Annotated in this window: 19 protein-coding genes; 8 read left to right on the forward strand and 11 right to left on the reverse strand. The window is 65.0% G+C overall.

Translation table 11 applies throughout. The features are described from left to right. The first annotated feature begins 58 nt into the window (after nt 1–58). Nucleotides 59–1,354 (forward strand): adenosylhomocysteinase, encoded by a 1,296-nt coding sequence (gene ahcY, locus AAF563_07165; protein MEM7121035.1) that lies wholly within the window; start codon nt 59–61, stop codon nt 1,352–1,354. Nucleotides 1,355–1,380: 26 nt separating this feature from the next. Here the strand turns inward: ahcY and AAF563_07170 are convergent, their stop codons facing one another. Continuing rightward, the gene (locus AAF563_07170; GenBank protein MEM7121036.1) at nt 1,381–2,400 is read right to left on the reverse strand and encodes an NAD(P)/FAD-dependent oxidoreductase; all 1,020 of its coding nucleotides are present in this window, start codon (nt 2,398–2,400) and stop codon (nt 1,381–1,383) included. Nucleotides 2,401–2,521: 121 nt separating this feature from the next. On the opposite strand from AAF563_07170, the gene tsaE reads away from it, so the two are divergent. The 6 genes from tsaE to AAF563_07200 all read left to right on the forward strand — a co-directional run bounded on the left by tsaE (nt 2,522) and on the right by AAF563_07200 (nt 13,070). Next, nucleotides 2,522–3,001, forward strand: a complete 480-nt coding sequence (gene tsaE, locus AAF563_07175) for a tRNA (adenosine(37)-N6)-threonylcarbamoyltransferase complex ATPase subunit type 1 TsaE (GenBank protein ID MEM7121037.1) — start codon at nt 2,522–2,524, stop codon at nt 2,999–3,001. Further along, nucleotides 2,998–3,984, forward strand: coding sequence for a phosphotransferase (locus AAF563_07180; GenBank protein ID MEM7121038.1), 987 nt, complete (start codon nt 2,998–3,000; stop codon nt 3,982–3,984). Before tsaE ends, AAF563_07180 begins: the two co-directional genes overlap by 4 nt. Next, complete coding sequence (locus AAF563_07185) at nt 3,981–4,694, forward strand: nucleotidyltransferase family protein (protein MEM7121039.1); 714 nt, start codon at nt 3,981–3,983, stop codon at nt 4,692–4,694. The genes AAF563_07180 and AAF563_07185 overlap by 4 nt, the downstream gene beginning before the upstream one ends. After that, complete coding sequence (gene addA / locus AAF563_07190; protein MEM7121040.1) at nt 4,684–11,178, forward strand: double-strand break repair helicase AddA; 6,495 nt, start codon at nt 4,684–4,686, stop codon at nt 11,176–11,178. The genes AAF563_07185 and addA overlap by 11 nt, the downstream gene beginning before the upstream one ends. A gap of 112 nt (nt 11,179–11,290) precedes the next feature. Then, nucleotides 11,291–11,608 (forward strand): thioredoxin TrxA, encoded by a 318-nt coding sequence (gene trxA, locus AAF563_07195; protein MEM7121041.1) that lies wholly within the window; start codon nt 11,291–11,293, stop codon nt 11,606–11,608. Nucleotides 11,609–11,702: 94 nt separating this feature from the next. Then, nucleotides 11,703–13,070 (forward strand): glutamine synthetase family protein, encoded by a 1,368-nt coding sequence (locus tag AAF563_07200; GenBank protein MEM7121042.1) that lies wholly within the window; start codon nt 11,703–11,705, stop codon nt 13,068–13,070. A 6-nt stretch (nt 13,071–13,076) separates the two neighbouring features. Here the strand turns inward: AAF563_07200 and AAF563_07205 are convergent, their stop codons facing one another. Further along, nucleotides 13,077–13,403, reverse strand: coding sequence for a DUF1330 domain-containing protein (locus tag AAF563_07205; protein MEM7121043.1), 327 nt, complete (start codon nt 13,401–13,403; stop codon nt 13,077–13,079). A gap of 114 nt (nt 13,404–13,517) precedes the next feature. Beyond that, on the reverse strand, nt 13,518–14,129 hold the full coding sequence (locus AAF563_07210; GenBank protein MEM7121044.1) for a LysE family translocator: 612 nt from the start codon (nt 14,127–14,129) through the stop codon (nt 13,518–13,520). Nucleotides 14,130–14,254: 125 nt separating this feature from the next. Between AAF563_07210 and AAF563_07215 the strand changes: the two genes are divergently transcribed. Next, complete coding sequence (locus AAF563_07215) at nt 14,255–15,028, forward strand: hypothetical protein (GenBank protein ID MEM7121045.1); 774 nt, start codon at nt 14,255–14,257, stop codon at nt 15,026–15,028. An 18-nt stretch (nt 15,029–15,046) separates the two neighbouring features. Here the strand turns inward: AAF563_07215 and AAF563_07220 are convergent, their stop codons facing one another. The 8 genes from AAF563_07220 to AAF563_07255 all read right to left on the reverse strand — a co-directional run. Then, the gene (locus AAF563_07220; protein ID MEM7121046.1) at nt 15,047–15,742 is read right to left on the reverse strand and encodes a glutathione S-transferase family protein; all 696 of its coding nucleotides are present in this window, start codon (nt 15,740–15,742) and stop codon (nt 15,047–15,049) included. A 42-nt stretch (nt 15,743–15,784) separates the two neighbouring features. Continuing rightward, nucleotides 15,785–17,095, reverse strand: a complete 1,311-nt coding sequence (locus AAF563_07225; protein ID MEM7121047.1) for a folylpolyglutamate synthase/dihydrofolate synthase family protein — start codon at nt 17,093–17,095, stop codon at nt 15,785–15,787. Further along, nucleotides 17,076–18,005: an acetyl-CoA carboxylase, carboxyltransferase subunit beta gene (gene accD, locus AAF563_07230; protein MEM7121048.1), complete on the reverse strand. Its 930-nt coding sequence runs from the start codon at nt 18,003–18,005 to the stop codon at nt 17,076–17,078. Before accD ends, AAF563_07225 begins: the two co-directional genes overlap by 20 nt. Next, a complete protein-coding gene (gene trpA / locus AAF563_07235; GenBank protein ID MEM7121049.1) occupies nt 18,002–18,841 on the reverse strand; it encodes a tryptophan synthase subunit alpha in 840 nt (279 codons plus the stop codon). The genes accD and trpA overlap by 4 nt, the downstream gene beginning before the upstream one ends. After that, nucleotides 18,838–20,049 (reverse strand): tryptophan synthase subunit beta, encoded by a 1,212-nt coding sequence (trpB, locus tag AAF563_07240; GenBank protein MEM7121050.1) that lies wholly within the window; start codon nt 20,047–20,049, stop codon nt 18,838–18,840. Before trpB ends, trpA begins: the two co-directional genes overlap by 4 nt. Nucleotides 20,050–20,178: 129 nt before the next feature. Beyond that, nucleotides 20,179–21,006: a methyltransferase domain-containing protein gene (locus AAF563_07245; GenBank protein ID MEM7121051.1), complete on the reverse strand. Its 828-nt coding sequence runs from the start codon at nt 21,004–21,006 to the stop codon at nt 20,179–20,181. A gap of 17 nt (nt 21,007–21,023) precedes the next feature. Beyond that, nucleotides 21,024–21,665, reverse strand: a complete 642-nt coding sequence (locus AAF563_07250) for a phosphoribosylanthranilate isomerase (GenBank protein ID MEM7121052.1) — start codon at nt 21,663–21,665, stop codon at nt 21,024–21,026. A gap of 48 nt (nt 21,666–21,713) precedes the next feature. Continuing rightward, the coding region (locus tag AAF563_07255; protein ID MEM7121053.1) for an orotidine 5'-phosphate decarboxylase / HUMPS family protein at nt 21,714–21,968 on the reverse strand (255 nt) is incomplete at its 5' end.

A 21,968-nucleotide genomic window follows, 5' to 3' on the forward strand; every position in this document is an offset into this window, starting at 1 on the left:
GCCCGGCGCCCATCCGCTGGCATCCGCCACCGGTTTTCTAGAGAGAATGGATCGAAGAATGAGCGATTTTAGCGACTACAAGGTTGCCGATATCGGCCTGGCCGATTGGGGCCGCAAGGAGATCGAACTGGCCCAGGTCGAGATGCCCGGCCTGATGGCGATCCGCGAGGAATACGGTTCGAAAAAGCCGCTGAAGGGCGCGCGTATCACCGGCTGCCTGCACATGACGATCCAGACCGCCGTCTTGATCGAGACCCTGGCCGAGTTGGGCGCCGACATCCGCTGGAGCTCGTGCAACATTTTCTCGACCCAGGACCAGGCCGCCGCCGCCATTGCCGCCGCCGGCATCCCGGTCTTCGCCTGGAAGGGCGAGTCGGAGGAGGAATACTGGTGGTGCATCGACCAGACGATCGAGGGCCCCGACGGCTGGCGGCCCAACATGCTGCTGGATGACGGTGGCGACCTCACCCAGGTCATGCACGAAAAGCACGCCGACCTGATGAAAGACGTCAAGGGCGTCAGCGAGGAGACCACGACCGGCGTCGCGCGCCTCTATCAGATGGCGCAGCACGGCGAACTCCTGGTGCCGGCCTTCAATGTCAACGACTCCGTCACCAAGTCGAAGTTCGACAACGTCTACGGCTGCCGCGAGAGCCTGGTCGACGGCATCCGCCGCGCGACCGATGTGATGATGGCCGGCAAGGTCGCCGTGGTCGCCGGTTACGGCGGCGTTGGCAAGGGTTCGGCCCAGTCGCTGCGCGGCGCCGGCGCCCGCGTCAAGGTGACCGAGATCGATCCGATCTGCGCCCTCCAGGCCGCCATGGACGGCTATGAGGTCGTCACCATGGACGATGCCGCCCCGGTCGCCGACATCTTCGTCACCGCGACTGGCAACCGCGACGTCATCACCGTCGACCACATGCGCGCCATGAAGGACCGCGCCATCGTCTGCAACATCGGCCACTTCGATAACGAGATTCAGGTCGATGGCCTGCGCAATCAGAAATGGCACAACGTCAAGCCGCAGGTCGATGAGATCGAGTTTTCCGACGGCAAGCGTATTGTCCTGCTTGCCGAAGGCCGCCTGGTCAACCTGGGCTGCGCCACCGGCCACCCCAGCTTCGTCATGAGCGCCAGCTTCACCAACCAGGTGCTGGCCCAGATCGAGCTGTGGAACCATCCAGACAAGTACGAGCGCCAAGTCTACGTGCTGCCCAAGCACCTGGACGAAAAGGTCGCCCGCCTGCATCTGGAAAAGGTCGGCGCCAAGCTGACCGAGCTGACCAACGATCAGGCCGACTATCTCGCCATCGACCAGGCTGGCCCGTACAAGCCTGAGGAATACCGGTACTGATCAGAATCGGGTGCGGGGGCGCGGCGTCAGTCCGCCCCCGGCAACCCCTTGGTCGTCGAGTACTCGAAGTGGAGTTCCTCGTCGGGATAGACCAGCGGGCGGATAGCGTGCGCCGCCATGGCGGCTTCGGAGAAGCCTGAGAGGATCAGCTTCAGCTTGCCCGGATAGGTGACGATGTCGCCGATGGCATAGATGCCGGGCTCGCTGGTGGCGGACGTCGCGGGGTCGGTGGTAATGAGGTTGCGGTCGAGGTTGAGGCCCCAATCGGCGATCGGGCCGAGTTCCATCCTGAGCCCATAGAACGGCAGCAGCACGTCGGCATCAAGCCGGCGTTCGTTGCCGTCGAGATCGGCGACGATGACAGCATCGAGCTTGCCGTCCGACCCGTCGAGGCCGTGAAGCTGATAGGGCACGACCATCTCGATCGCGCCATCTTCGGCCAGCTTGTTCATGCGGTTGACGCTGTCGGGCGCGGCACGGAATTTGGGCCGGCGGTGGACGACCATCAGCTTGTCGGCGACCTCTGCCAGCGACAGCACCCAGTCCACGGCTGAATCGCCGCCACCGGCGATGACGATCTTCTTGCCGCGATAAACCTCGCGCCGGGTGACGTAGTAGGCGACGGAACCGGAACCTTCGTAGGCCTCGACGCCCGCGAGCGGCGGCCGGTTGGGGCCGAATGAGCCGCAGCCCGCGGCGATGACCACCGCGCGGCAGGTGATGACGACACCCTTCGACGTCTCGACCCGCCAGTCCTCGCCGTCGCGCGCAAGGGACACGACCTGTTGGTCAAGGTGGTAAACCGGATCGAACGGGGCGGCCTGTTCGGCCAGCTTGTCGACCAGATCTTCGGCCATGATCGACGGGTAGCCGGGAATGTCATAGATCGGCTTTTCCGGATAAAGCGCCGTGCACTGGCCGCCGACCGCCTCCAGCGTATCGACGACATGGCAGCGCATGTCCAGCATGCCTGCCTCGAAGATCTGGAACAGCCCGACCGGACCGGCGCCGACCACCACGATGTCGGTCTTGAACGTGTCGCTCATGACGGAAACCCTGCTTGTTCGGCCCTGACATAACGAAGCGCCCGGCGGCTTGGCAAACCCTTTCAACCACGCTTTCCACCGCGCCCTTTCCTAGAGGGAGCGGTGGGGCTAAAAACCTGCCATGAGTGCCTCGCCAATCCCGGCGGCCAGCCGCGACAAGATGCTGGCCGCCGAATCCATGACCCGGACCCTGGCTGAACAGATAGCCGGCCTCGCCAAGCCAGGCGATCTGATCGCGCTTTGGGGTGATCTCGGCAGCGGCAAGACCAGCTTCGCGCGCGGCTTCATCACCGCGCTGACCGGCGAGACCGAGGTGCCCAGCCCGACCTTCAGTCTGGTCCAGACCTATGACGCGCCCGACTTCGTCATCTGGCATTTCGACCTCTATCGGGTCGAGCAGACGCGCGATGTGCTGGAGCTCGGTTTCGATGATGCGCTGAACGACGATGTTCTCCTGGTCGAGTGGCCCGAACGGCTGGGCGATCTGCTGCCGGACGATCGGCTCGACCTGCGTTTTCGCATGGTCGCCGCGGGCGGACGGTTCGTGCGCCTGGAAGGTCACGGCAATTGGGCCGAGCGGCTGAACACGCTGCCGTCATGAGCGAGCGCGAGACGCTGATCAGGGCGTTCCTGGAACGGCACGGTTGGGCCGACGCCGAACGGCGCGTGCTGGCCGGCGATGCGTCCTTCCGCCGCTACGATCGGCTTAGCCGGGACGGTGAGATGATGGTCCTGATGGACGCGCCGCCACCGCACGAGGATGTCCGGCCGTTCGACCAGATTGCCCGGCACCTTCGCCAACTGGGCCTGGGCGCGCCGGAAATCGTCGCGGCCGACGCCGAGGCTGGCCTGCTGCTGATCGAGGATCTGGGTGACGATCTCTTCAGCCGTGTGCTGCGCGACAGCAGCGCCGACGAGAGGCAGCTCTACGAGGCCGCCATTGACGTTCTGGTCACCCTGCACCGGGCCGGCGCCAAGGTAGACCTGCCGGCCTATGATGATGCGGTCATGCTGGACCGCGCCATCCTGCTGCTCGATTGGTTCATGCCGCTGGCGGGCCTGGAGGTGCCCGACCCGGCGCGCGCCGATTACATCGAGGCGTGGCGTGCCGTGCTGCCGCTCGCCCATGACGGGCCGGACACGGTCATCCTGCGCGACTATCACGCCGACAACCTGATCTGGCTGCCGGAGCGCGGCGACATCCAAAAGGTCGGTCTGCTGGACTTTCAGGATGGCATGATCGGACCGTCCGCCTATGACATCGTCTCGCTTCTGGAAGACGCCCGGCGCGATGTTTCGCAGGAGACCGTCGCGGCCGCCAAAGCGCGCTATCTCGCGGCCTTTCCCGATCTCGCGCCGACGACGTTCGAGACCACTTATGCGGTGTGCGGCGCGCAGCGCAACTGCCGCATCATCGGTGTCTTCTGCCGCCTTTTGACCCGCGACGGCAAGCCCGGCTATCAGGATCTGATGGACCGCGTGTGGGGTCACCTTTCGCGTGATCTCGAGCATCCGGCCAACGCGCCGCTCGCCGCCTGGTTCGACCGCTGGGTACCGACGGACAGACGGACGCGGGCCGCATGACGATGGTCAGGCGCGCCATGGTCCTGGCGGCGGGGCGCGGCGTGCGCCTGAAACCGCTGACCGACACGACGCCCAAGCCGCTGGTCGAGGTGGCCGGACGCACCCTGCTCGACCGCGCCCTCGATCGTTTCGCCGCCATGGAACTGGTCGTCGTCAACGCCCATCATCTGGCCGACCAGGTGGCGGAACACCTTCACGCGCGGGCGCAGCCGCCGACTATACTGTCGCGTGAGGCCGACCTCCTGGACACCGGCATGGGCGTCAAGTACGCGTTGGTCGACCTCGGATCATCGCCATTCTTCATTTCCAGCGCCGACATTCTGATAACGACGGGCGCATCAGGCGACCCAGTCGACCGCTTGGCCGCGGCATGGGATGACGCGACGATGGACGCCTTGCTGCTGCTGCAACCGCGCGACATAGCAGGTGGGTTCCGGTCGCCCGGCGACTTTGACCTTGATCACGATGGCCGGCCGATACGCCGGGGCGACGCGCCGGCCGCCGACTACGTCTACGCCAGCACCCAACTGGTTCACCCGCGCCTGTTCGAAAACAGTCCCGACGAGCCGTTCTCGTTCAATCTTCTGTGGGACAAGGCGATCGCGGCCGGTCGGCTTTTCGCCATCGTGCACGATGGCGGCTGGTTCACCGTCGACACGCCGGAGAACCTGGCCGCCGCACCCAAGTGGCTTGCCCGCCATGGCGGCTAATCTCTTCACCATCGCGCCGGGCACGTCGTTTGTCGACGCGCTCGCCGCCGGTCTTCTGGAGCGGCATTGCGATCAGCCCGAACGTCTCGGCGAGACACTCATCCTGGTGCCGACCCGGCGCGCCAGCCGCGCGTTGCAGGAAGCGTTCGTGCGCCAGAGCGACGGCGCGGCGCTCATCCTGCCCAGCATGCAGCCACTGGGCGATGTCGATGAAGACGACCTGATTGCTGATCTCCTGGAGATAGGCGAAGAGGCCATCGATCTGCCTCCTGCCATCCCCACGCTGCAGCGCCAGTTGCTGCTGACGTCCCTGGTGCGCGGTGCCGGCACACAGGTCGGCGCCGGCAATGACGAGCAAGCCGCGCGCCTGGCCCGCGATCTCGCCCACCTGCTCGACGAGGTCGAAACGGCGGAGCTCGACTTTGACGCGCTCGACGGGCTTGTCGAAGGTGACCTGGCGCGCCACTGGCAGACCACCCTCACCTTCCTGCGCATCATCACCGAACAGTGGCCACGGATCTTGGAGGAGCGCGGCCTTGTTGACCCAGCGCAGCGCCGCAGCGCCCTGATCGACGCGCTGGCCGCGCGCTGGTCCCAGAACCCGCCAACGACACCGGTGATCGCGGCCGGCTCGACCGGCACCATACCGGCGAGCGCGCGTCTGATGGCGACGATCCTTGACTTGCCTGAAGGCGCAGTGGTCCTGCCCGGCCTCGACCGGCATCTCGCGGCGGAGACCTGGGACGCCATCGACGACACGCATCCGCAGGCGGCGATCAAGGCACTGCTTGATCACTTTGACAAAACACCGGCGGATGTCGCCGATTGGCCCTACCCGGAAAAGGCTGAGTTACCGCGCAGCGATGCGGGCCGCCAGGCATTGCTGTCGGACGCCATGCTGCCGGCGACCGCGACGACCGCGTGGCAACGCCTGGACCCGGCCAACGACAGTGTCTTTGACGGCCTGAGCCTCATCGTCTGCGCCCATCAGCGCGAGGAGGCGCAGATCACCGCGCTCATCATGCGCCATGCGCTGCTGACACCGGGCAAAACCGCCGCGCTCGTCACCCGCGACCGGGGCCTTGCGCGCCGCACGGCGGCGGAGCTGAAGCGCTGGGGCGTCGAGGTCGACGATTCGGCCGGCATGCCGCTTGCCGAGAGCGTGCCCGGCACTTTTTTGCGTCTGATCGCCGAGGTGGCGGTCGAACGCGCCGCGCCGATACCGTTGCTGGCGCTCCTGAAACATCCGTTCGCCGCGCTGGGCCGCGAGCCCGCACACCTGCGCAACCAGATCCGCCAGATCGAGCGGTTGGCGCTGCGCGGGCCACGGCCGGGTTCCGGCTTGTCCGGCCTGCGCGACGCGCTGACACGCCGGCCGGTCGATGCCGACCTCCTTGCCCTGATCGACGACATGGCAGAAGCCTTCTCGCCCCTCGAAGCCGCGCTCGCCAATCGCCGGGGTTCGCTCCGAGAGATGGTTGAAGCCCACATCGCTTGCGCCGAGCGCCTGGCGACGCGCGATAACGAGACCGGGTCCGACGTGTTGTGGGCGGGCGATGCCGGTGAGGAAGCTCACCGCTTCGTTCAGGAATTGCTGGATCAGGCGGGCATCCTATCGGGCGCCGAAGGCAACACCTATGCCGGCCTCTTCACCACCTTGATGCACGGCCACATGGTGCGGCCGCGATTTGGGCGTCACCCCCGGCTCTTCATCTGGGGGCCGCTCGAAGCGCGCATGCAGCATGCCGACCTCGTCCTGATCGGTGGGTTGAGCGAAGGCAGTTGGCCGCCGGAGGTTCCGGCCGATCCCTGGATGAGCCGACCGATGCGCGCGGCCTTCGGCTTGCCGCCCCAGGAACGGCGGATCGGCCAGGCAGCGCACGACTTTGCCCAGGCCGCCGCGGGGGCCGAGGTCGTGATGCTGCGCTCCGACAAGATCGCTGGCTCGCCCGCGGTTCCCGCGCGCTGGCTGATGCGCCTGGAGACCCTGCTGGACGCCTGGGGCAAACGCCACCTGCTGGATCAAGACGCCGGTCAATGGCGCGCCCGTGCCGCGCTGATCGACCGTCCCGCCCTGATCGAACCCGCCAAGCCACCGCAGCCGGCACCCCCGGTCGCCGACCGGCCACGCAGGCTGTCGGTCACCCAGGTCGATACCTGGCTGCGCGACCCCTATGCGATCTACGCCCGGTTCGTCCTGGGCCTCCAAGCCCTCGAACCGTTGGACGAAGACCCGGCGGCAGCCGAGCGTGGCACCTTCGTTCACGAAGCGCTCGACCGCTTCGTCAAGGCCTGGCCCGACGCTCTGCCCGACGACGCGCTCGATCAGTTGCTGGCAATTGGCCGCGACGTGCTCGGCCCGACGCTGCGCCAACCGGCGGTCGCCGGCTTCTGGTGGCCGCGTTTCGAACGGGCGGCCGCCTGGTTCATCGAACAGGAACACAAACGTCGCCACGACCTCACCGCCATCGTGACGGAGTCCAAAGCGGAGCTGAGTATCGACGCGCCGGCTGGCCCGTTCACGCTCTCCGCCAAGGCCGATCGGTTGGAGCGGCGCGATGACGGCACGGTCGGGGTCATCGACTACAAAACCGGCACCGCGCCAAGCACGACCCTGCTTAAGGCGGGCGGCGCGCCGCAGCTGCCCCTGGAGGCGGCGATGATCCGCGAGGGCGCGTTCGATGCGCTGCCGGAACGCACCATCGCAGCGCTGGAACACTGGCAGCTCCAGGGCGGCGATCCGCCGGGGCAGATCAAACGTCTGGCCGGCTCCGACGCCGACGATCTGGCGGCGGAGTCGCTGGACAACCTGAGCGACCTCGTGGCGGCATTCGACCAGATCGAGACCGCCTATCTCGATCATCCCGACGGCGCCGACGCCAGAGCCTATGACGACTACCTCTTGGTGGCGCGCACGGACGAACACCGGTTGGGCGCGGAATCGGCGCTGCCCGATTTGGAGGTCGCGCCGCCGTCGCGCGAGAGTGTTTCCCTGATGCCGGCCGACGACGTGCAAAAGCAGCTATCGGACCCCGAGACGTCCGTCTGGGTAGCGGCCTCGGCGGGCACCGGCAAGACCAAGGTGCTGACCGATCGTGTGTTGCGATTGCTCCTCAAGGGCGTCGCGGCCGACCGGATTCTCTGCCTGACGTTCACCCGCGCGGCGGCGGCCGAAATGGCCGTGCGCATCCAACGCTCACTCGGCGCCTGGGCGACCCTCAACGAACCTGACCTCGCCACCGCGCTTGAAGGGCTGACCGGCCGGCCGCCGGATGAGGAGACCCTGATCCGTGCGCGCACCCTGTTTGCCGCCACACTCGACACGCCGGGCGGTCTGCAGATCGCCACCATTCATGCCTTCTGCCAGTCGCTCCTGGGCCGCTTTCCGCTGGAGGCGCGCGTCGCGCCGCACTTCGACCTGGCCGACGAACGCACGGCGGCTGAGCTGCTGCGCGACGCCCGCGATCGCGTGTTGTCGTCGATCGCCCGAGGCGGCGGCGATGCGTTGACGGAAGCACTCGGCGTCGTCGCCGCCAACGCGGCCGAAGGCACCTTCGATTCGATCATCCAAGAGATCTGCGGCGGTGCCGGACGCTTCGATGCCAGTTTGGCGCACAACGGCGGCCTTGATGGCAACCTGAACACCATTGCCGATGCGCTGGGCGTCGCGCGCGACGCCGACACCGTACAGGTCCTGCGGCAGGCGGCGAGGTCCGGCGCCCTGGACGAGCCCGGACTGCGGCAGGCGGTCGCCGCCATGGGCACCGGCAAGACGACGGACAAGAAAGCGGCAGCGTCGATCGAAACCTGGCTGGCGGGCGATGATGACGCCCGCGTTGCCGGCTTCGCCGATTACTGTCTTGCCTTTCTGACCAAGGAAGGGTCGCCACGCGCCAACCTACCGACCAAGGATGTTGTTGCGGCATCGCCCGCTGCTGCCAGGGCGTTCGCGAACGAGCAGGCACGACTGGTCGGCATTACCGATCAGCTCAAGGCCGTGCACGTCTTCCAACGCACGGCGGCAGTCCTGCGGTTGGGTCACGCGGTGCTGCAGCGCTTCCGCGACAACAAGACACGCCGCGCCCTGCTCGACTATGACGACCTGATCAACCAGACGAACGCGCTGCTGGCCCAGCCGGACATCACGCCGTGGGTGCTCTACAAACTCGATGGCGGCATCGATCACGTCATGGTCGACGAGGCCCAGGACACAAGCCCCGCGCAATGGCAGATCGTCATCGAACTTGTGCGCGAGTTCTTCGAGGGCGAGACCTGGGATGACGACATCCGCACGCTGTTCGTCGTCGGCGATGAGAAGCAGTCGATCTTCAGTTTCCAGGGCGCCGACCTTGATGCTTTGCGCAATGTGCACGATCGATTGAAGTCGCTGGCCACCGGCGAACAAGGCCGCTGGCGCGAGACGGGCCTGCACCGTTCGTTCAGGTCGGTCTCAGCCGTACTCAACGTGGTCGACAAGGTCTTCGAACACGCGGGTGCGCGCGCTGGCGTCGTCGACGATGACGCCGTGCTGGAACACCAGGTGCAGCGCGCAGGCCACGGCGGTCTGGTCGAGCTGTGGCCGGTCGTCGGTGATCTCGACGACCAGGCGCCTGATCCCTGGCAGGCGCCGCTCGGCTATCACGAACCGGAAGACCGTAGCACACGGCTGGCGCGCGAGATTGCCGCGACGATCTATAGCTGGATCGAGCGCGACGAGATGCTGATCGCCAAAGGCAGACCCATTAGTGCCGGCGACATTATGGTGCTGGTGCCCCGCCGCACCCGCTTTGTCCATGCGCTCGTGCGCGAGCTGAAGCAAATGAATGTCGCCGTCGCCGGCGTCGACCGCATGGACCTGACCGGCCAGATCGCCGTGCGTGATCTGATGATGCTGGGTTATGCGTGTCTGATGCCCGACGACGACCTGGCTCTGGCCGCCGTACTGAAAGGGCCGTTGGCCGATTTCGACGACGACCTCCTCTATGACCTCGCCCGCAACCGCCAGGGCTGGACGCGTGACGGGCGTGGCGACGAACCGCTCGAGAGTCTTTGGGGGGCCTTGCGCCGGCGCGCCAACGACGATCCCGCCTTTCGCGCCACTCACGACTGGTTCGCCAGCCAACTGGCCCATGCCGACTTCGAGCGGCCATTCGAATTCTATAGCCGCGTGCTGTCGCAAAACTGCCCGGCGCCACGCGGCGATATGGTGGGCCGGCGGCTGAGCGGGCGCGAGGCGATGCTGCGTCGCCTCGGCATCGAAGCGGAAGATCCGCTCGACGAGTTTCTTGCCGCGAGCCTCGACTACGAACGCGAACACGCAGCGTCCCTGCAAGGCTACCTCGCCTGGCTCGAGGCCGGCAGCGCCGAGATCAAGCGCGAGATGGAAGCGCGCCACGACATGGTGCGCATCATGACGGTGCACGGCGCCAAGGGTCTGCAGGCGCCGATCGTCTTTCTGGTCGACGACATGGCGACCCGGCCGCCACGAACCGACAATCTTGTCTGGCTCGACGGCGGCCTGCTGCCAATCTGGCCCGGCAGTTCAGGCAAGCGCGATCGCCTGTCCGATGACGCGATCACCGAACGCAACGCACGCCAGGATGAGGAGCGCCGCCGCCTGCTCTACGTCGCCCTGACGCGCGCCGAGGACCGCCTCTATGTCACCGCGGCGTCCAGTACCGGCGAAAGCAAACCCGACAGTTGGCATGGCATGGTCGAGGCGGGTATGGCCGAGATTGCCGAACCCTTCGACTTCGTAGCCTCCAGCGACCCCGCATGGACCGGCCAGGCACTGCGTTATCAAACGCCTCAAGCAGCGCCCGCCGCCGCCAGTCCGGGCAAAGCCGACGACAGCGATGTCGCGGCGGTGTTGGAAGCCGAGCTTCTCGAGATCCCCGCGGCCGAACGGGACACGGAGCGTCCGGTCAACCCGTCGCGCCTGGGCGGCAATGAACGGGCACCGGATTCACCGCTGGGTCGGACCGGTGGCGACGCCGCCGCGCGCGGCCGGATCATCCATCGCCTGCTCGAACGCCTGCCCGATATCGCGCCGCAGCGGCGTCCGGATGCCGGCCAACGCCTGCTGGATCATCTCGCCGGTGATTGGCCGGCAGACGAGAAAGCCGACGCGCTCGCCTCGGTGATGACGATCCTGGATGACCCCGCCTTCGGCGCCCTGTTCGGGTCCGGCAGCCGGGCCGAGGTACCGATCATCGGGCGGGTCGGCGAACTGGTGATCGCAGGTCAGGTGGATCGCCTCATCATCCATGACGCCATGGTTGATATTGTCGACTATAAAACCAACCGGAAACCACCGCAGGACGCCCAAATGGTACCGGAGGCCTATTTGCGCCAAATGGCCGCATACCGGGCCGTTTTGCGCCAGATTTACCCGGATTTTGTGGTGAATTGCCTACTTTTGTGGACGTCCGGACCGGTTATGCAAACGCTTCCACAAGGCCTTCTGGATGCATACGCGCCATGACCGCGACGCGGGGACGTGCCGGTTGACGCACCCCCCTGCGGTTCATAGATTCTGGGCTTAGCGAGCGCCCTGAAGAGGCGAACCGCCGCATTGAACAGGAGATTTGCCGAATATGACCCAACACGTCACCGACGACTCCTTCGAGACCGATGTGCTGAAGTCCGAAGGGCCGGTTCTGGTCGATTTCTGGGCCGAATGGTGTGGACCGTGCAAGCAGATCGCCCCGGCACTGGAAGATCTCTCCAGCGAAATGGGCGACCGCGTTCGCGTGGTCAAAGTGAATATTGACGAAAACCCGATGACCCCCTCGAAGTACGGTGTCCGTGGCATCCCGACGATGATGCTGTTCAAGGACGGCGAGGTCAGCGCCATGAAGGTCGGCGCCATGCCGAAGAGCAAGATCTTCGAATGGGTCGAGCAGTCGATCTAGTCGACCCCGCCAAAACAGCGACAACCGCAACCAAGAACGGCCCCGTCATGACTCACGATCGGCGGGGCTGTTTCGTTGCGCACTGGGTGCCGTCATGACCACCAGCGGTTCCGACGAGGTCGCAGGTTTTTTGGAGCGTTATCCGGAAACCCGCTGGGTCGATGCGATCATTCCAGACCTCTGCGCCATTCCGCGCGGCAAGCGCCTCGATGTTTCCGGACTGAAGAAAGTGTTCGAGACGGGCATGGGTCTGCCAGGCTCGACCTATGTCATGAACGTCCTGGGCGAGAACGTCGACAGCACGGGGCTCGGACCGCCGGACGGCGATCCCGACTATCCGTGCTTCGGCGTGCCCGGCACCTTGGCGCCGGTGCCCTGGGTCGGACCGGAGCAGGCCCAGGTGCTGATGACCATGCGGAACGATGCCGGCGAGCCCTATTGGCTCGACCCGCGCGTCATCGCCGGACGCATGGTCGACCAGATTGCCACGCTGGGCTACACCCCGGTCGTCGCGATCGAGTTGGAGTTCTATCTGATCGACCCGGAGACCGACGAGCTCGGCCGGCCGAAGCTCGCGCGCTCACCCGTGACCGGCAAGCGGCCGCGCGAGACCCAGGTCTACCTGATGGACGAGCTTGACGCATTCGCGCCGGTCTTGAACGACATTATCGATACCTGCCGCCAGCAGAACGTGCCCGCGGATGTGGCGACCATCGAGTACGCGCCCGGCCAGTTTGAGATCAACCTGAACCACGTTTCCGATCCGGTCGTCGCATGCGACCACGCATTCCTGATGAAACGCGCGGTCAAGGGAATCGCCGCGCGTCACGGTCTGATCGCCACCTTCATGGCGCGGCCGTTTCGTAAGACCTCGACCAACGGCACGCACATTCATCTGAGCCTGTTGGACGGCGACGGCAAGAACGTGTTCGACGATGGCGGCAAGGATGGCACCGATCTATTGCGCCACGCCATCGGCGGATTGGCCGAAACCATGGCCGAAGCGATGCCGATCTGGGCGCCCAACGCCAACTCCTACCGACGCATCAGCCCGGTCGGCTGGGTGCCGCTGGCACCGACCTGGGGCTACAACAACCGCTCCGTCGCGATCCGCGTGCCGAGCGGCGAACCGAAATCACGCCGCCTGGAGCACCGCCCCGCTGGCGCCGATGCCAATCCCTATCTGGTCATGGCGGCGACGCTCGCCGGCGTGCATCACGGGCTGACCAACAAGGTCGATCCCGGCAAGCCGATTGTCGGCGATGCCGCCGAACAGGTGCCGCCAAGCCTGCCCGCGATCTGGGTCGACGCGCTGCGCCGCTTCGACGAGGCCAAGATCCTGCCCGGTTACTTTGGCGCCGAGTATTGGGATATCTACAGCAAGATCCGTTGGTCGGAGTTCCACGAGTTCAACGACCACATCTCAGCGCTCGAATACGACCGCTTCCTGCGCCTGGTGTAAGTTCCCTCAACCCTTCATGAGATAAGGAATGGTGCCGGCCACGTCCGTGGCATCGATGATGCGGAAGCGGCTCTCGGTTCCATCCTGGCGCGCCTTGGCGTGAGGCGCGTACTCGGGATCGTTGACAAAAGCATCAACAGCCTCGCGAGACGGGAACTCCAGGATAGCGATCAGCGTCGTCTCCAGCGGCTTTCCTTCCACGGGCGTGATGTTGGCGCTGCGCGCCAGGTATTTGCCGCCGTGTTTGTGGACGATATCGTGCACGTTGGCCGCGTAGTCGGGAATCCAGGCATCGTCGGTAACCAGAACATCGGCGATCAGAAAAGCGGTCATATCATCCTCCCGGGGATTGTTGTTAACGCGCTCACCCGCAATCCAGAGGGGGCGAACGATCGTGTTTTGCGACTCCCGTCACAGTGTCAGTAAACCTGGATGAGCCGGTTTGCGCTAGCGCGTTGCGACCGCGACGCCTGAGCCAATCAGCACCGTACCCGTTACCTGCTGCAGGCGCCGCATGGCCTTTGCCGACGCGATGAAGCGGCGCGCCCGGTCGACCATCAGGACCACCGTGCCATAGATCAGATAGGAGACACCGGCGACCACGGCGGCCAGAGCAAGTAAGTTGCCCGCGCCAACATGCGTCATATCGATGAAGGTCGGCAGCAAGGCCCCGAAGAACACAATGGCCTTGGGATTACCCAGTGTCGCCAGCATGCCCATGGCCATGTCGCGCCACAGCGTGCCGCGCGCATAAACTCCGACCGAAAAAGCGCCATCCTTACCTACGATCGCGCGGTAGCCCCGCCACATCAGATATGCCGCGCCGGCATACTTCACGATGTCGAAGAGCGGCCCCAAGGTTGCCGCGATCGCCAGCAACCCGACGAAAGCAACGCCCAGGAACACGATATCGGCCAGCGCAAGGCCGGTAACAACCGCGAACCCCGCCCTCACACCGCTACCGGCCGTGCGCGATACGACGATCGCCAGGCCGGGACCAGGCAACAACGCCCACAAGAACATGCTTACGGCAAAGATGATCAGGTCTTCAAAATGCATGACGTCGTGTCTCCGTCTGGGTCGTCATGCCGACCGCCGGTCAGTTTGTCCATCACAAAGGGTCTGTTACGTTGCTCCGGATGCTTGCGATGGCGGGCTACCAGGAAGGAAGGAGGCATAGGGCGATGGAGGCGAGTCCGAGTATCCACGTCCCGTGGCTTGTGGCTGTTTTCGCGGTCACCCCGATCGTGACGGCCGTTGCGTTACAGTGGCTGAGCCAACACTCGCCACTCACGCCGAGACTGGCGTCCTATTCTGGCGTCGTCGCGCCGTTCTTTGTCTCGGTTGCGCTTCTGTTCGGCCTCTTCGCCACATTCCTGGCGGCTGAGATTTGGGAACGGGTCAACGACAGCAGCCACAGCCTCGAACACGAAATCGGCGCCATCCAGACCATAAGCGAGATTGCCGATGCGCTCGGCGAGCAGGGCTACCCGATCGCCCGCGCCGTGGCCGACTACACGGCCGTCGTCATCGACGAAGAACAGAACGTGACGTCGGGCGTTCGATCGGCAGCCGCGGAGTCCGCGCTGCGTGATCTGATGCGAAGCATCATTTTGCTCGAAGGTGCTGAACCGGAGAACAACGCCGCCATGGGCGCGCTTTTAACGTCGTACCGCGATCTGCGCCAAGCCAGGGCGACACGGATCCATATTGCGGCGACCCACAGCGATCCCTACAAATGGATTACGGTGATTGTCCTGGGCATCGTGACCCAGGTCGCGCTCGTCTTCTGCCATGTCGACAACCGCAAAGCCCAGTCCGCCGCGCTTGCCATTTTCACGTTGGGTTTTGTCGTGACCTTGATCGCGCTCGGCATCCACGAACGACCACTGACCGATCCCCAGCTCACAGTCATGAGCTCGCTCTATCACGGGGGTACGACGAATCAGTCGCCCTGACGTCGACAAACGGTGGGTTCAAACGCCCCAGGGGTTTATGAACGCTCTGCCCTCCGGTACAGCGATGCGCGGGTCGACCTTCGGACCGTCGCAACCGATGCCGAAGACGAAAGGCCTGATCTCGGATGTCAGGTAGGCATTGACCGATGGAATCGATCCGACACGCCTATGCAAATCCGACAGGTCAGGAAAGGATGGCAGCACGTCAGGGAAGAACGCGTCGACTTCATCCAGGTAGCTGAACGCAATAAAGTCGACATGGGTCGGCACGTCGCCAACGCAAAAGCCAGACTGACGACCGGTGCGGCGGCACCATGACTGTATGGTCGCCAGCGTCGGCCGCAGTGTTTCCACGGCATAGTTGTTCGTCTTGTTCCGCCAGCCATCGACCCAGGCGAAACGCCATAGATTTTCTTGCGCTTCGGCCAGGGCTTCCTGGGTGATGTCCAGCGCGGTGTCCTGCGCCTCATCGTGACCGAGCCAGCCGGCGGCACGCGCGAGGTGGCGCAGAATGGCGTGGTATTGGGAGAGTTTGACGGTCGCGCTCTCGAAGATCGGTAGCCCACCAAAGTCGGTTCGTGGTCTCAACGCATCCCACGCATCTGCGGTCATGATGCGCCGGTCGTCGAAGTCGATCTCCATGGCATGGAGTGTCAGGCGAATGGCCTCAGCCCGCCCGCGCATGTCGAAGTAGATGAGGCGTTCCCCCGCCATCCCGCGATCATACTACGGAGATGGCGTCCCGGCACATCGGCGTCAGGACGATAGCGCCGGGACCACCTCGGGCTCGTTGGCCGTCAGGACTCTGCCGGCGAGATAGAGCGAGCCGCACAGCAGGATGCGCGAGGGTCCGTCTTTCGCCAGTTCGCTGATCGCGGCCTCGATACCGGTGCCGACACGGGCATCGATCCCGACATAGTTCAAGATATCGGCCGCCTCCTCGCCGGGCAGCGTGTTCTTCTCGCCGGGTATGGACAGGCAGACTGCGCGCCGCACGAACGGCGCCAGGGGCCGCGCGAAGCCGGCGGGGTCCTTGGTAATCATCATGCCGACGACAAGATCCAGGGGACGGTCGCCCCACTGCTGGCAGACATCCGCCAATGCCTGGCCCGCGGACGGGTTGTGGCCGCCGTCGAGCCACAGGTCGACCCCGGGTCCGGCCAGCTTTGCAAGATTACCGCCGGCAAGCTGTTGCAGGCGGGCGGGCCACACGACCTCGCGCAGACCAACCGCCACATCTTCCTGGCGAACGCTGAAACCTCTCAATTGCCGCAGGCAAGCGATGGCGGTAGCCGCGTTGTCGACCTGGTGCGTCCCGGGCAACCCGGGCAACGGAAGTGACCAGGTGTCCGTGGCATCGCGGTAAACGAGCTGATCCCCCTCTGTCTGCACGAAGAAATCGCGGTCGCGCACGGTGGTCGGCGAACCGAGATCGTGTGCCCTACCCTCGATCACCGCCAGCGCAGCCGCCGATTGGGGGCCGATGACCAGGGGCACGCCGGGCTTGATGATGCCAGCCTTTTCGCCCGCGATCGCATCGATGGTTTCGCCCAGGAAGTGCTGATGATCCAACGCGATCGGTGTGATCGCGGTCAGCAGCGGCTGGTCGATAACGTTCGTCGCGTCCAGGCGGCCGCCCAATCCGGTCTCCATCAAGAGAATATCGGCGGGCTCGCGCGAGAACGCGAGGAAAGCGGCGGCGGTCGTGATCTCGAAGAACGTAATCGGCTGACCGCCATTGGCCCGCTCACACTCGTCCAACAGATCGGCCAGGTCCGGCTCGTCGATGGCCTTACCGTTCAGCTCAATGCGTTCATGGAAGCGCATGAGATGCGGGGATGTGTAGACATGGACGCGGTAGCCCGCGGCGATCAGCGCGCGTCTCATATAGGCGATCAGCGAACCCTTGCCGTTGGTGCCGGCAACGTGGACCACCGGCGGCAGATCGAGATGCGGATTACCCAGCGCTTCGAGCACCCGATAGAGGCGGTCCAGCGAAAGATCGATCAGCTTGGGATGAAGCTCAAGCAGTCGATCGAGCAGGACGTCACTGGTCGGCTTGGACACGCTCGCCGGACCCGATTTCGGGATCGTTGGCGGGACTGGGCAGCGCCGGGGACGGATCGCCGCGGCCGGCCATCAGGAGCCGCAGAACGGTGGCCAGGCGATCGCGCATTTCCGCGCGCGGCACCACCATGTCCAACATGCCGTGGTCCAACAGGTACTCGGCGCGCTGGAAGCCTTCCGGCAGGGTCTCGCGGATAGTCTCTTCAATCACGCGCTGACCGGCAAAGCCGATAATGGCGCCGGGCTCGGAGATCGCGATGTCGCCGATCATGGCGAAGGAAGCGGTAACGCCGCCGGTCGTTGGGTTGGTGAGGACTGCGATGTAAGGCAGTCGCGCTTCCTTCAATTCGGAGATTGCGGCGGTGGTCCGCGCCATCTGCATCAACGACACGATGCCTTCCTGCATGCGCGCGCCGCCGGACGCGGTAAAGATGATGTAAGGGCTTTCCTGCAGTATCGCCAGGCGCGCGCCGGAGACCACCGCCTCACCGACGGCGGCGCCCATGGAACCGCCCATGAAGTCGAAGTTGAAGACGGCGCTGACCGCATTTATGCCGTCGATCTCGCCGTGGGCGACAATGATCGCATCCTTCTCGCCGGTCTTCGATTGCTCATCGCGCAGTCGCTCGGAGTAGCGCTTGCGGTCGCGAAAGCGCAAGGGGTCGGCCTCGACCTCGGGCAACTCGATCCGCGTGTATTCACCGTTATCGTATAGATTGGTGAGGCGCGCCTTGGGATCGATCCGCATGTGGAATCCGCAATGGGGACAGACATGCATCGCCGCCTCGAGATCGCGGTGAAACACCATCTGCTCGCACTGCGGGCACTTGTCCCACAAGTTCTCTGGCGTGTCCGTCTTGCGAACGAGATCGCGAATCTTCGGCAGCGACAGGTTGGAAAGCCAACTCATGACCGCGCCTCCCTGACCCCCTTGGCCAACGCGCGAGTCAGATCGAGAACGCCGTCGACACAAGCCCGGGATGGCGTCCCGTCGGTCGACAAGCCGTCAGCTACCTTCTGACAAAACGCGCTGCCGACCACGGCGGCATCGGCAACCCGCGCGACATCGGCGGCATCGTCCGGAGTCTTGATACCGAACCCGACGGCCACCGGCAGATCGGTGTGGCGTTTCAGGCGAGCGACGGCGGCCTCTGTATCGGCGGTCGCCGCGCCCGCCGCGCCGGTAATGCCAGCGATCGCGACGTAGTAAACGAAGCCCGAGGTGTTCATCAGCACCTGCGGCAAACGTTTGTCGTCGGTCGTCGGCGTCGCCAGACGGATCCAGTTAAGACCGGCGTCGAGCGTGGGCAGACAAAGCTCCCCGTCCTCTTCCGGCGGCAGGTCGACGATGATCAGCGCATCGATCCCGGCGTCACGGGCGTCGTTCAGGAAGGCGTCGTTGCCGTAGCTGTAGATCGGGTTGTAGTAGCCCATCAGTACGACTGGCGTGGTGTCGTCGCGCTCGCGCAACTCTCGCACCAGGGCGAGTGTCTTCTTGAGCGTTGTCCCGGCCTTCAACGAGCGCTGCCCGGCGGTCTGGATGGTCGGGCCGTCGGCCATGGGATCGGTGAAGGGCATGCCGAACTCAATGACGTCGGCGCCGGCCTCCGGCAAACCCAGTAGGATATCGCGCGACATCTCGTAGTTGGGATCACCGGCCATGACATAGGCCACCAAACCGGCACGGCCTTCTTTGGCCAGCGCGGCGAACCGCGCGTCGATGCGTCCTGCTCCGTTGGTGCTCATAGCTTCACCCCTAGCACGTCGGCGACGGCGAAGACGTCTTTGTCACCGCGACCGCACATGTTCATGACGATCAGGTGGTCCTTGGGCAGGTCCGGCGCGATCTTCATGACGTGGGCCAGCGCATGGGACGGCTCCAGCGCCGGGATGATGCCTTCCAGGCTGCAACACAGCTGGAAGGCCTCCAGCGCCTCGTCGTCGGTTGCCGAGACATAGTTGACCCGGCCGGCCTCGGAGAGCCAGGCGTGTTCCGGCCCGATGCCAGGATAATCGAGGCCAGCCGAAATCGAGTGCGGTTCGATGATCTGGCCGTCGTCGTCCTGCAGCAGATAAGTGCGGTTGCCGTGCAGCACGCCGGGCCTGCCGCCGGTGATCGACGCGGCGTGCTCGCCGGTCTCCAGACCGTGACCCGCCGCCTCGACGCCATAGATCGCGACGTCGGTGTCGTCCAGGAACGGATGGAACAGGCCCATGGCGTTCGACCCGCCGCCGATGCACGCGACCAGGGTATCGGGCCCGCGCCCTTCGGCATCGATCATCTGCTCACGCGTTTCGCGGCCGATCACCGACTGAAAGTCACGCACCAGTTCGGGATAGGGGTGCGGGCCGGCAACCGTGCCGATGATGTAGAAGGTCGTCTCCACATTGGTCACCCAGTCGCGCAACGCCTCGTTCAGGGCGTCCTTCAATGTGTGCGAGCCGGACGTCACCGGAATGACCTCCGCGCCAAGAAGCTTCATGCGAAAGACGTTGGGCGCTTGGCGCTCGATATCCTTGGCGCCCATATAGACGACGCACGGTAGGCCGACCTTGGCGCAGACGGTCGCGGTGGCGACACCGTGCTGGCCCGCCCCGGTCTCGGCGATGATGCGCTGCTTGCCCATGCGCTGGGCGAGCAGGATCTGGCCGACCGTGTTGTTGATCTTGTGCGAGCCCGTGTGGTTCAGCTCGTCACGTTTGAAATAGATCTTGGCGCCGCCCAGGTGCTCGGTCAGCCGCTCGGCGAAATACATGGGGCTCGGACGCCCGACATAGTGCTTGGCCCAGTGATCGAGCTCGGCCTGAAAGCTGGGGTCGTTCTTGGCCTCGTTCCAGGCCTTCTCCAGGTCCAGAATAAGGGGCATCAGCGTTTCGGCCACATAGCGACCGCCGAACATGCCGAAATGGCCTTGTTCGTCCGGTCCGCTACGGTACGTGTTCACCGGTTCCATGGTGTGTCCTTTTTGTTCAGGAGCCGGGAACATGCCGTTTTCCGCCCGCCTCTGCAACGTCTGAAAGTCGCCCCGGCGGACCGTCCCTAATCGATCGGAAAACGGCCCTGTTGAGCCGGAATCGCCGTATCAGTCGCGTTTTCGCGCCAGAATCTCGATTGGCAGGATGCGGCCTTCGGCGACCGCGCGCGAGGAGTTCGCCATCATGACCGCCGCCGCCTCGCCATGGACCAGGGGAACGGACCGGTGCGGTGGCTTTTTGCCACGCTCGACCAGCGCTTTGGACCGTGCGCCGAAGTCCTTGGATTCAGCGGCCGTGTCGCGGGCCTGGACAATCACGAAACCGGCGCCCTCCAGACCGGACCGGGTCGCCTCAAACGTCGCGAGGATACTTGTTTCGGCGGTCCTGGCCCACGGCAGCGGGTATTCGGGCTCAGGACCGTCACCGCGCGCAAACTCCGATAAGACCAGCCGAGCACCCGGTTTCAGGACCCGGGCAAGTTCCGCGTAGAGCCCGTCCTTGTCGGCGATGTTCATGGAGACGTTCATGGAATAGGCGGCGTCGAAGGAGGCGTCGGCGAACGGCATGGCAAGCGCGTCGCCGATCTCGATCGATACGCGGTCGTCCATTCCGAGCCGCGTTGTGAGCCAGCGCGCGACATCGCAGAACACTGGCGTCAGATCGATGCCGGTTACCCGGCAACCGAACCGGTCGGCCATGAATCGCGCCGGTCCCCCGATCCCGCTGCCGACGTCCAAGACATGATCCGAGGCCATGAGCGAGAGCAGGCTGGCGACATCTTCGGTCGCCTCCAGACCGCGGCCGTGAAACTGGTCATAGGGCGCCAGCGCGGCAATGGTCGGTTGGTCCGGATCGGCGCCATCGTCTTTCAGGGCCGCCATTATCCGATCGAACAGATCGCCGCTGGTGTAGTGATTGGCAACGTTTTTGGTCATGGTTCCCCGACGGTTATCTAAAGGCCGCGCAACGCCTCAAGAAAGGCCCTGATCTTGTCGGGATCCTTGACGCCGGGCGCGGATTCAACACCGCTCGACACGTCAACGCATCGCGTGTCCGTAAGCTTCACGGCCTCAGCTACATTTTCGGGGTCCAGGCCACCGGCCAGCATCCACGGCCGCCTGAAGCTGCGGCCCGCCATCAAACGCCAATCGAAGGCAACCGCGTTACCGCCGGGAAGGGTCGCGCCCTTGGGCGGTTTGGTATCGAACATCAGCCAGTCGGCGACCGGTTCGTAACCGGCCACGGCGTCCAGGTCGTCGGCCTCGCTGATCTTGATCACTTTCATAATGTCGACGCCGAAACGCGTGCGGATGTCCGCGGCGCGCTTAGGCTCCTCCTGGCCGTGGAGCTGCACCATCGACAATCCACCGGCCGTGATGGCGCCTTCCAGCAGGGTGTCGTCGGGATCGACAAAGACGCCCACCTTGCCGACGGCTTCTGGCACACGACCACCGAGCGCGCGGGCCTCTTCCATGCTCACAAAGCGCGGACTTTTCTCAAAGAAATTGAGGCCGACAAAGCGCGCGCGATGGGCGACCGCCGCGTCCATGGCTTCGGCACTGCGGATGCCGCAAATCTTCGTATCAACCGCCATTGAACGCCTTATGTGGGTCGTGGACGCCTTCGCGCCAAGGAATGTACGCTAGGCGGCCATTTCCTCGATGATACGGCCAGTGGCCTCAACCGGGTTGCGGGCCTGGGTGATCGGCCGGCCGACCACCAGATAGTCGGCGCCCTCGTTCATGGCCTCCGACGGCGTGATGATCCGCTTCTGATCATGGGCCGTCGACCAGGCCGGGCGAATGCCCGGCACCACGAGCAGGAAATCGTCACCGCAGCGCCGACGCAGCTCGCGGATCTCATGAGCCGAACACACGACGCCGTCGACACCGCATTC

It is taken from the genome of Pseudomonadota bacterium, assembly GCA_039028155.1.
GTDB lineage: Bacteria > Pseudomonadota > Alphaproteobacteria > SP197 > SP197 > JANQGO01.

What these genes read in the sequence shown, in the direction of transcription:
- ahcY (MEM7121035.1), top strand. Translation starts at nt 59, where the DNA reads ATGAGCGATTTTAGCGACTACAAGGTTGCCGATATCGGCCTGGCCGAT.
- AAF563_07170 (MEM7121036.1), bottom strand. Translation starts at nt 2,400, where the DNA reads ATGAGCGACACGTTCAAGACCGACATCGTGGTGGTCGGCGCCGGTCCG.
- tsaE (MEM7121037.1), top strand. Translation starts at nt 2,522, where the DNA reads ATGAGTGCCTCGCCAATCCCGGCGGCCAGCCGCGACAAGATGCTGGCC.
- AAF563_07180 (MEM7121038.1), top strand. Translation starts at nt 2,998, where the DNA reads ATGAGCGAGCGCGAGACGCTGATCAGGGCGTTCCTGGAACGGCACGGT.
- AAF563_07185 (MEM7121039.1), top strand. Translation starts at nt 3,981, where the DNA reads ATGACGATGGTCAGGCGCGCCATGGTCCTGGCGGCGGGGCGCGGCGTG.
- addA (MEM7121040.1), top strand. Translation starts at nt 4,684, where the DNA reads ATGGCGGCTAATCTCTTCACCATCGCGCCGGGCACGTCGTTTGTCGAC.
- trxA (MEM7121041.1), top strand. Translation starts at nt 11,291, where the DNA reads ATGACCCAACACGTCACCGACGACTCCTTCGAGACCGATGTGCTGAAG.
- AAF563_07200 (MEM7121042.1), top strand. Translation starts at nt 11,703, where the DNA reads ATGACCACCAGCGGTTCCGACGAGGTCGCAGGTTTTTTGGAGCGTTAT.
- AAF563_07205 (MEM7121043.1), bottom strand. Translation starts at nt 13,403, where the DNA reads ATGACCGCTTTTCTGATCGCCGATGTTCTGGTTACCGACGATGCCTGG.
- AAF563_07210 (MEM7121044.1), bottom strand. Translation starts at nt 14,129, where the DNA reads ATGCATTTTGAAGACCTGATCATCTTTGCCGTAAGCATGTTCTTGTGG.
- AAF563_07215 (MEM7121045.1), top strand. Translation starts at nt 14,255, where the DNA reads ATGGAGGCGAGTCCGAGTATCCACGTCCCGTGGCTTGTGGCTGTTTTC.
- AAF563_07220 (MEM7121046.1), bottom strand. Translation starts at nt 15,742, where the DNA reads ATGGCGGGGGAACGCCTCATCTACTTCGACATGCGCGGGCGGGCTGAG.
- accD (MEM7121048.1), bottom strand. Translation starts at nt 18,005, where the DNA reads ATGAGTTGGCTTTCCAACCTGTCGCTGCCGAAGATTCGCGATCTCGTT.
- trpA (MEM7121049.1), bottom strand. Translation starts at nt 18,841, where the DNA reads ATGAGCACCAACGGAGCAGGACGCATCGACGCGCGGTTCGCCGCGCTG.
- trpB (MEM7121050.1), bottom strand. Translation starts at nt 20,049, where the DNA reads ATGGAACCGGTGAACACGTACCGTAGCGGACCGGACGAACAAGGCCAT.
- AAF563_07245 (MEM7121051.1), bottom strand. Translation starts at nt 21,006, where the DNA reads ATGACCAAAAACGTTGCCAATCACTACACCAGCGGCGATCTGTTCGAT.
- AAF563_07250 (MEM7121052.1), bottom strand. Translation starts at nt 21,665, where the DNA reads ATGGCGGTTGATACGAAGATTTGCGGCATCCGCAGTGCCGAAGCCATG.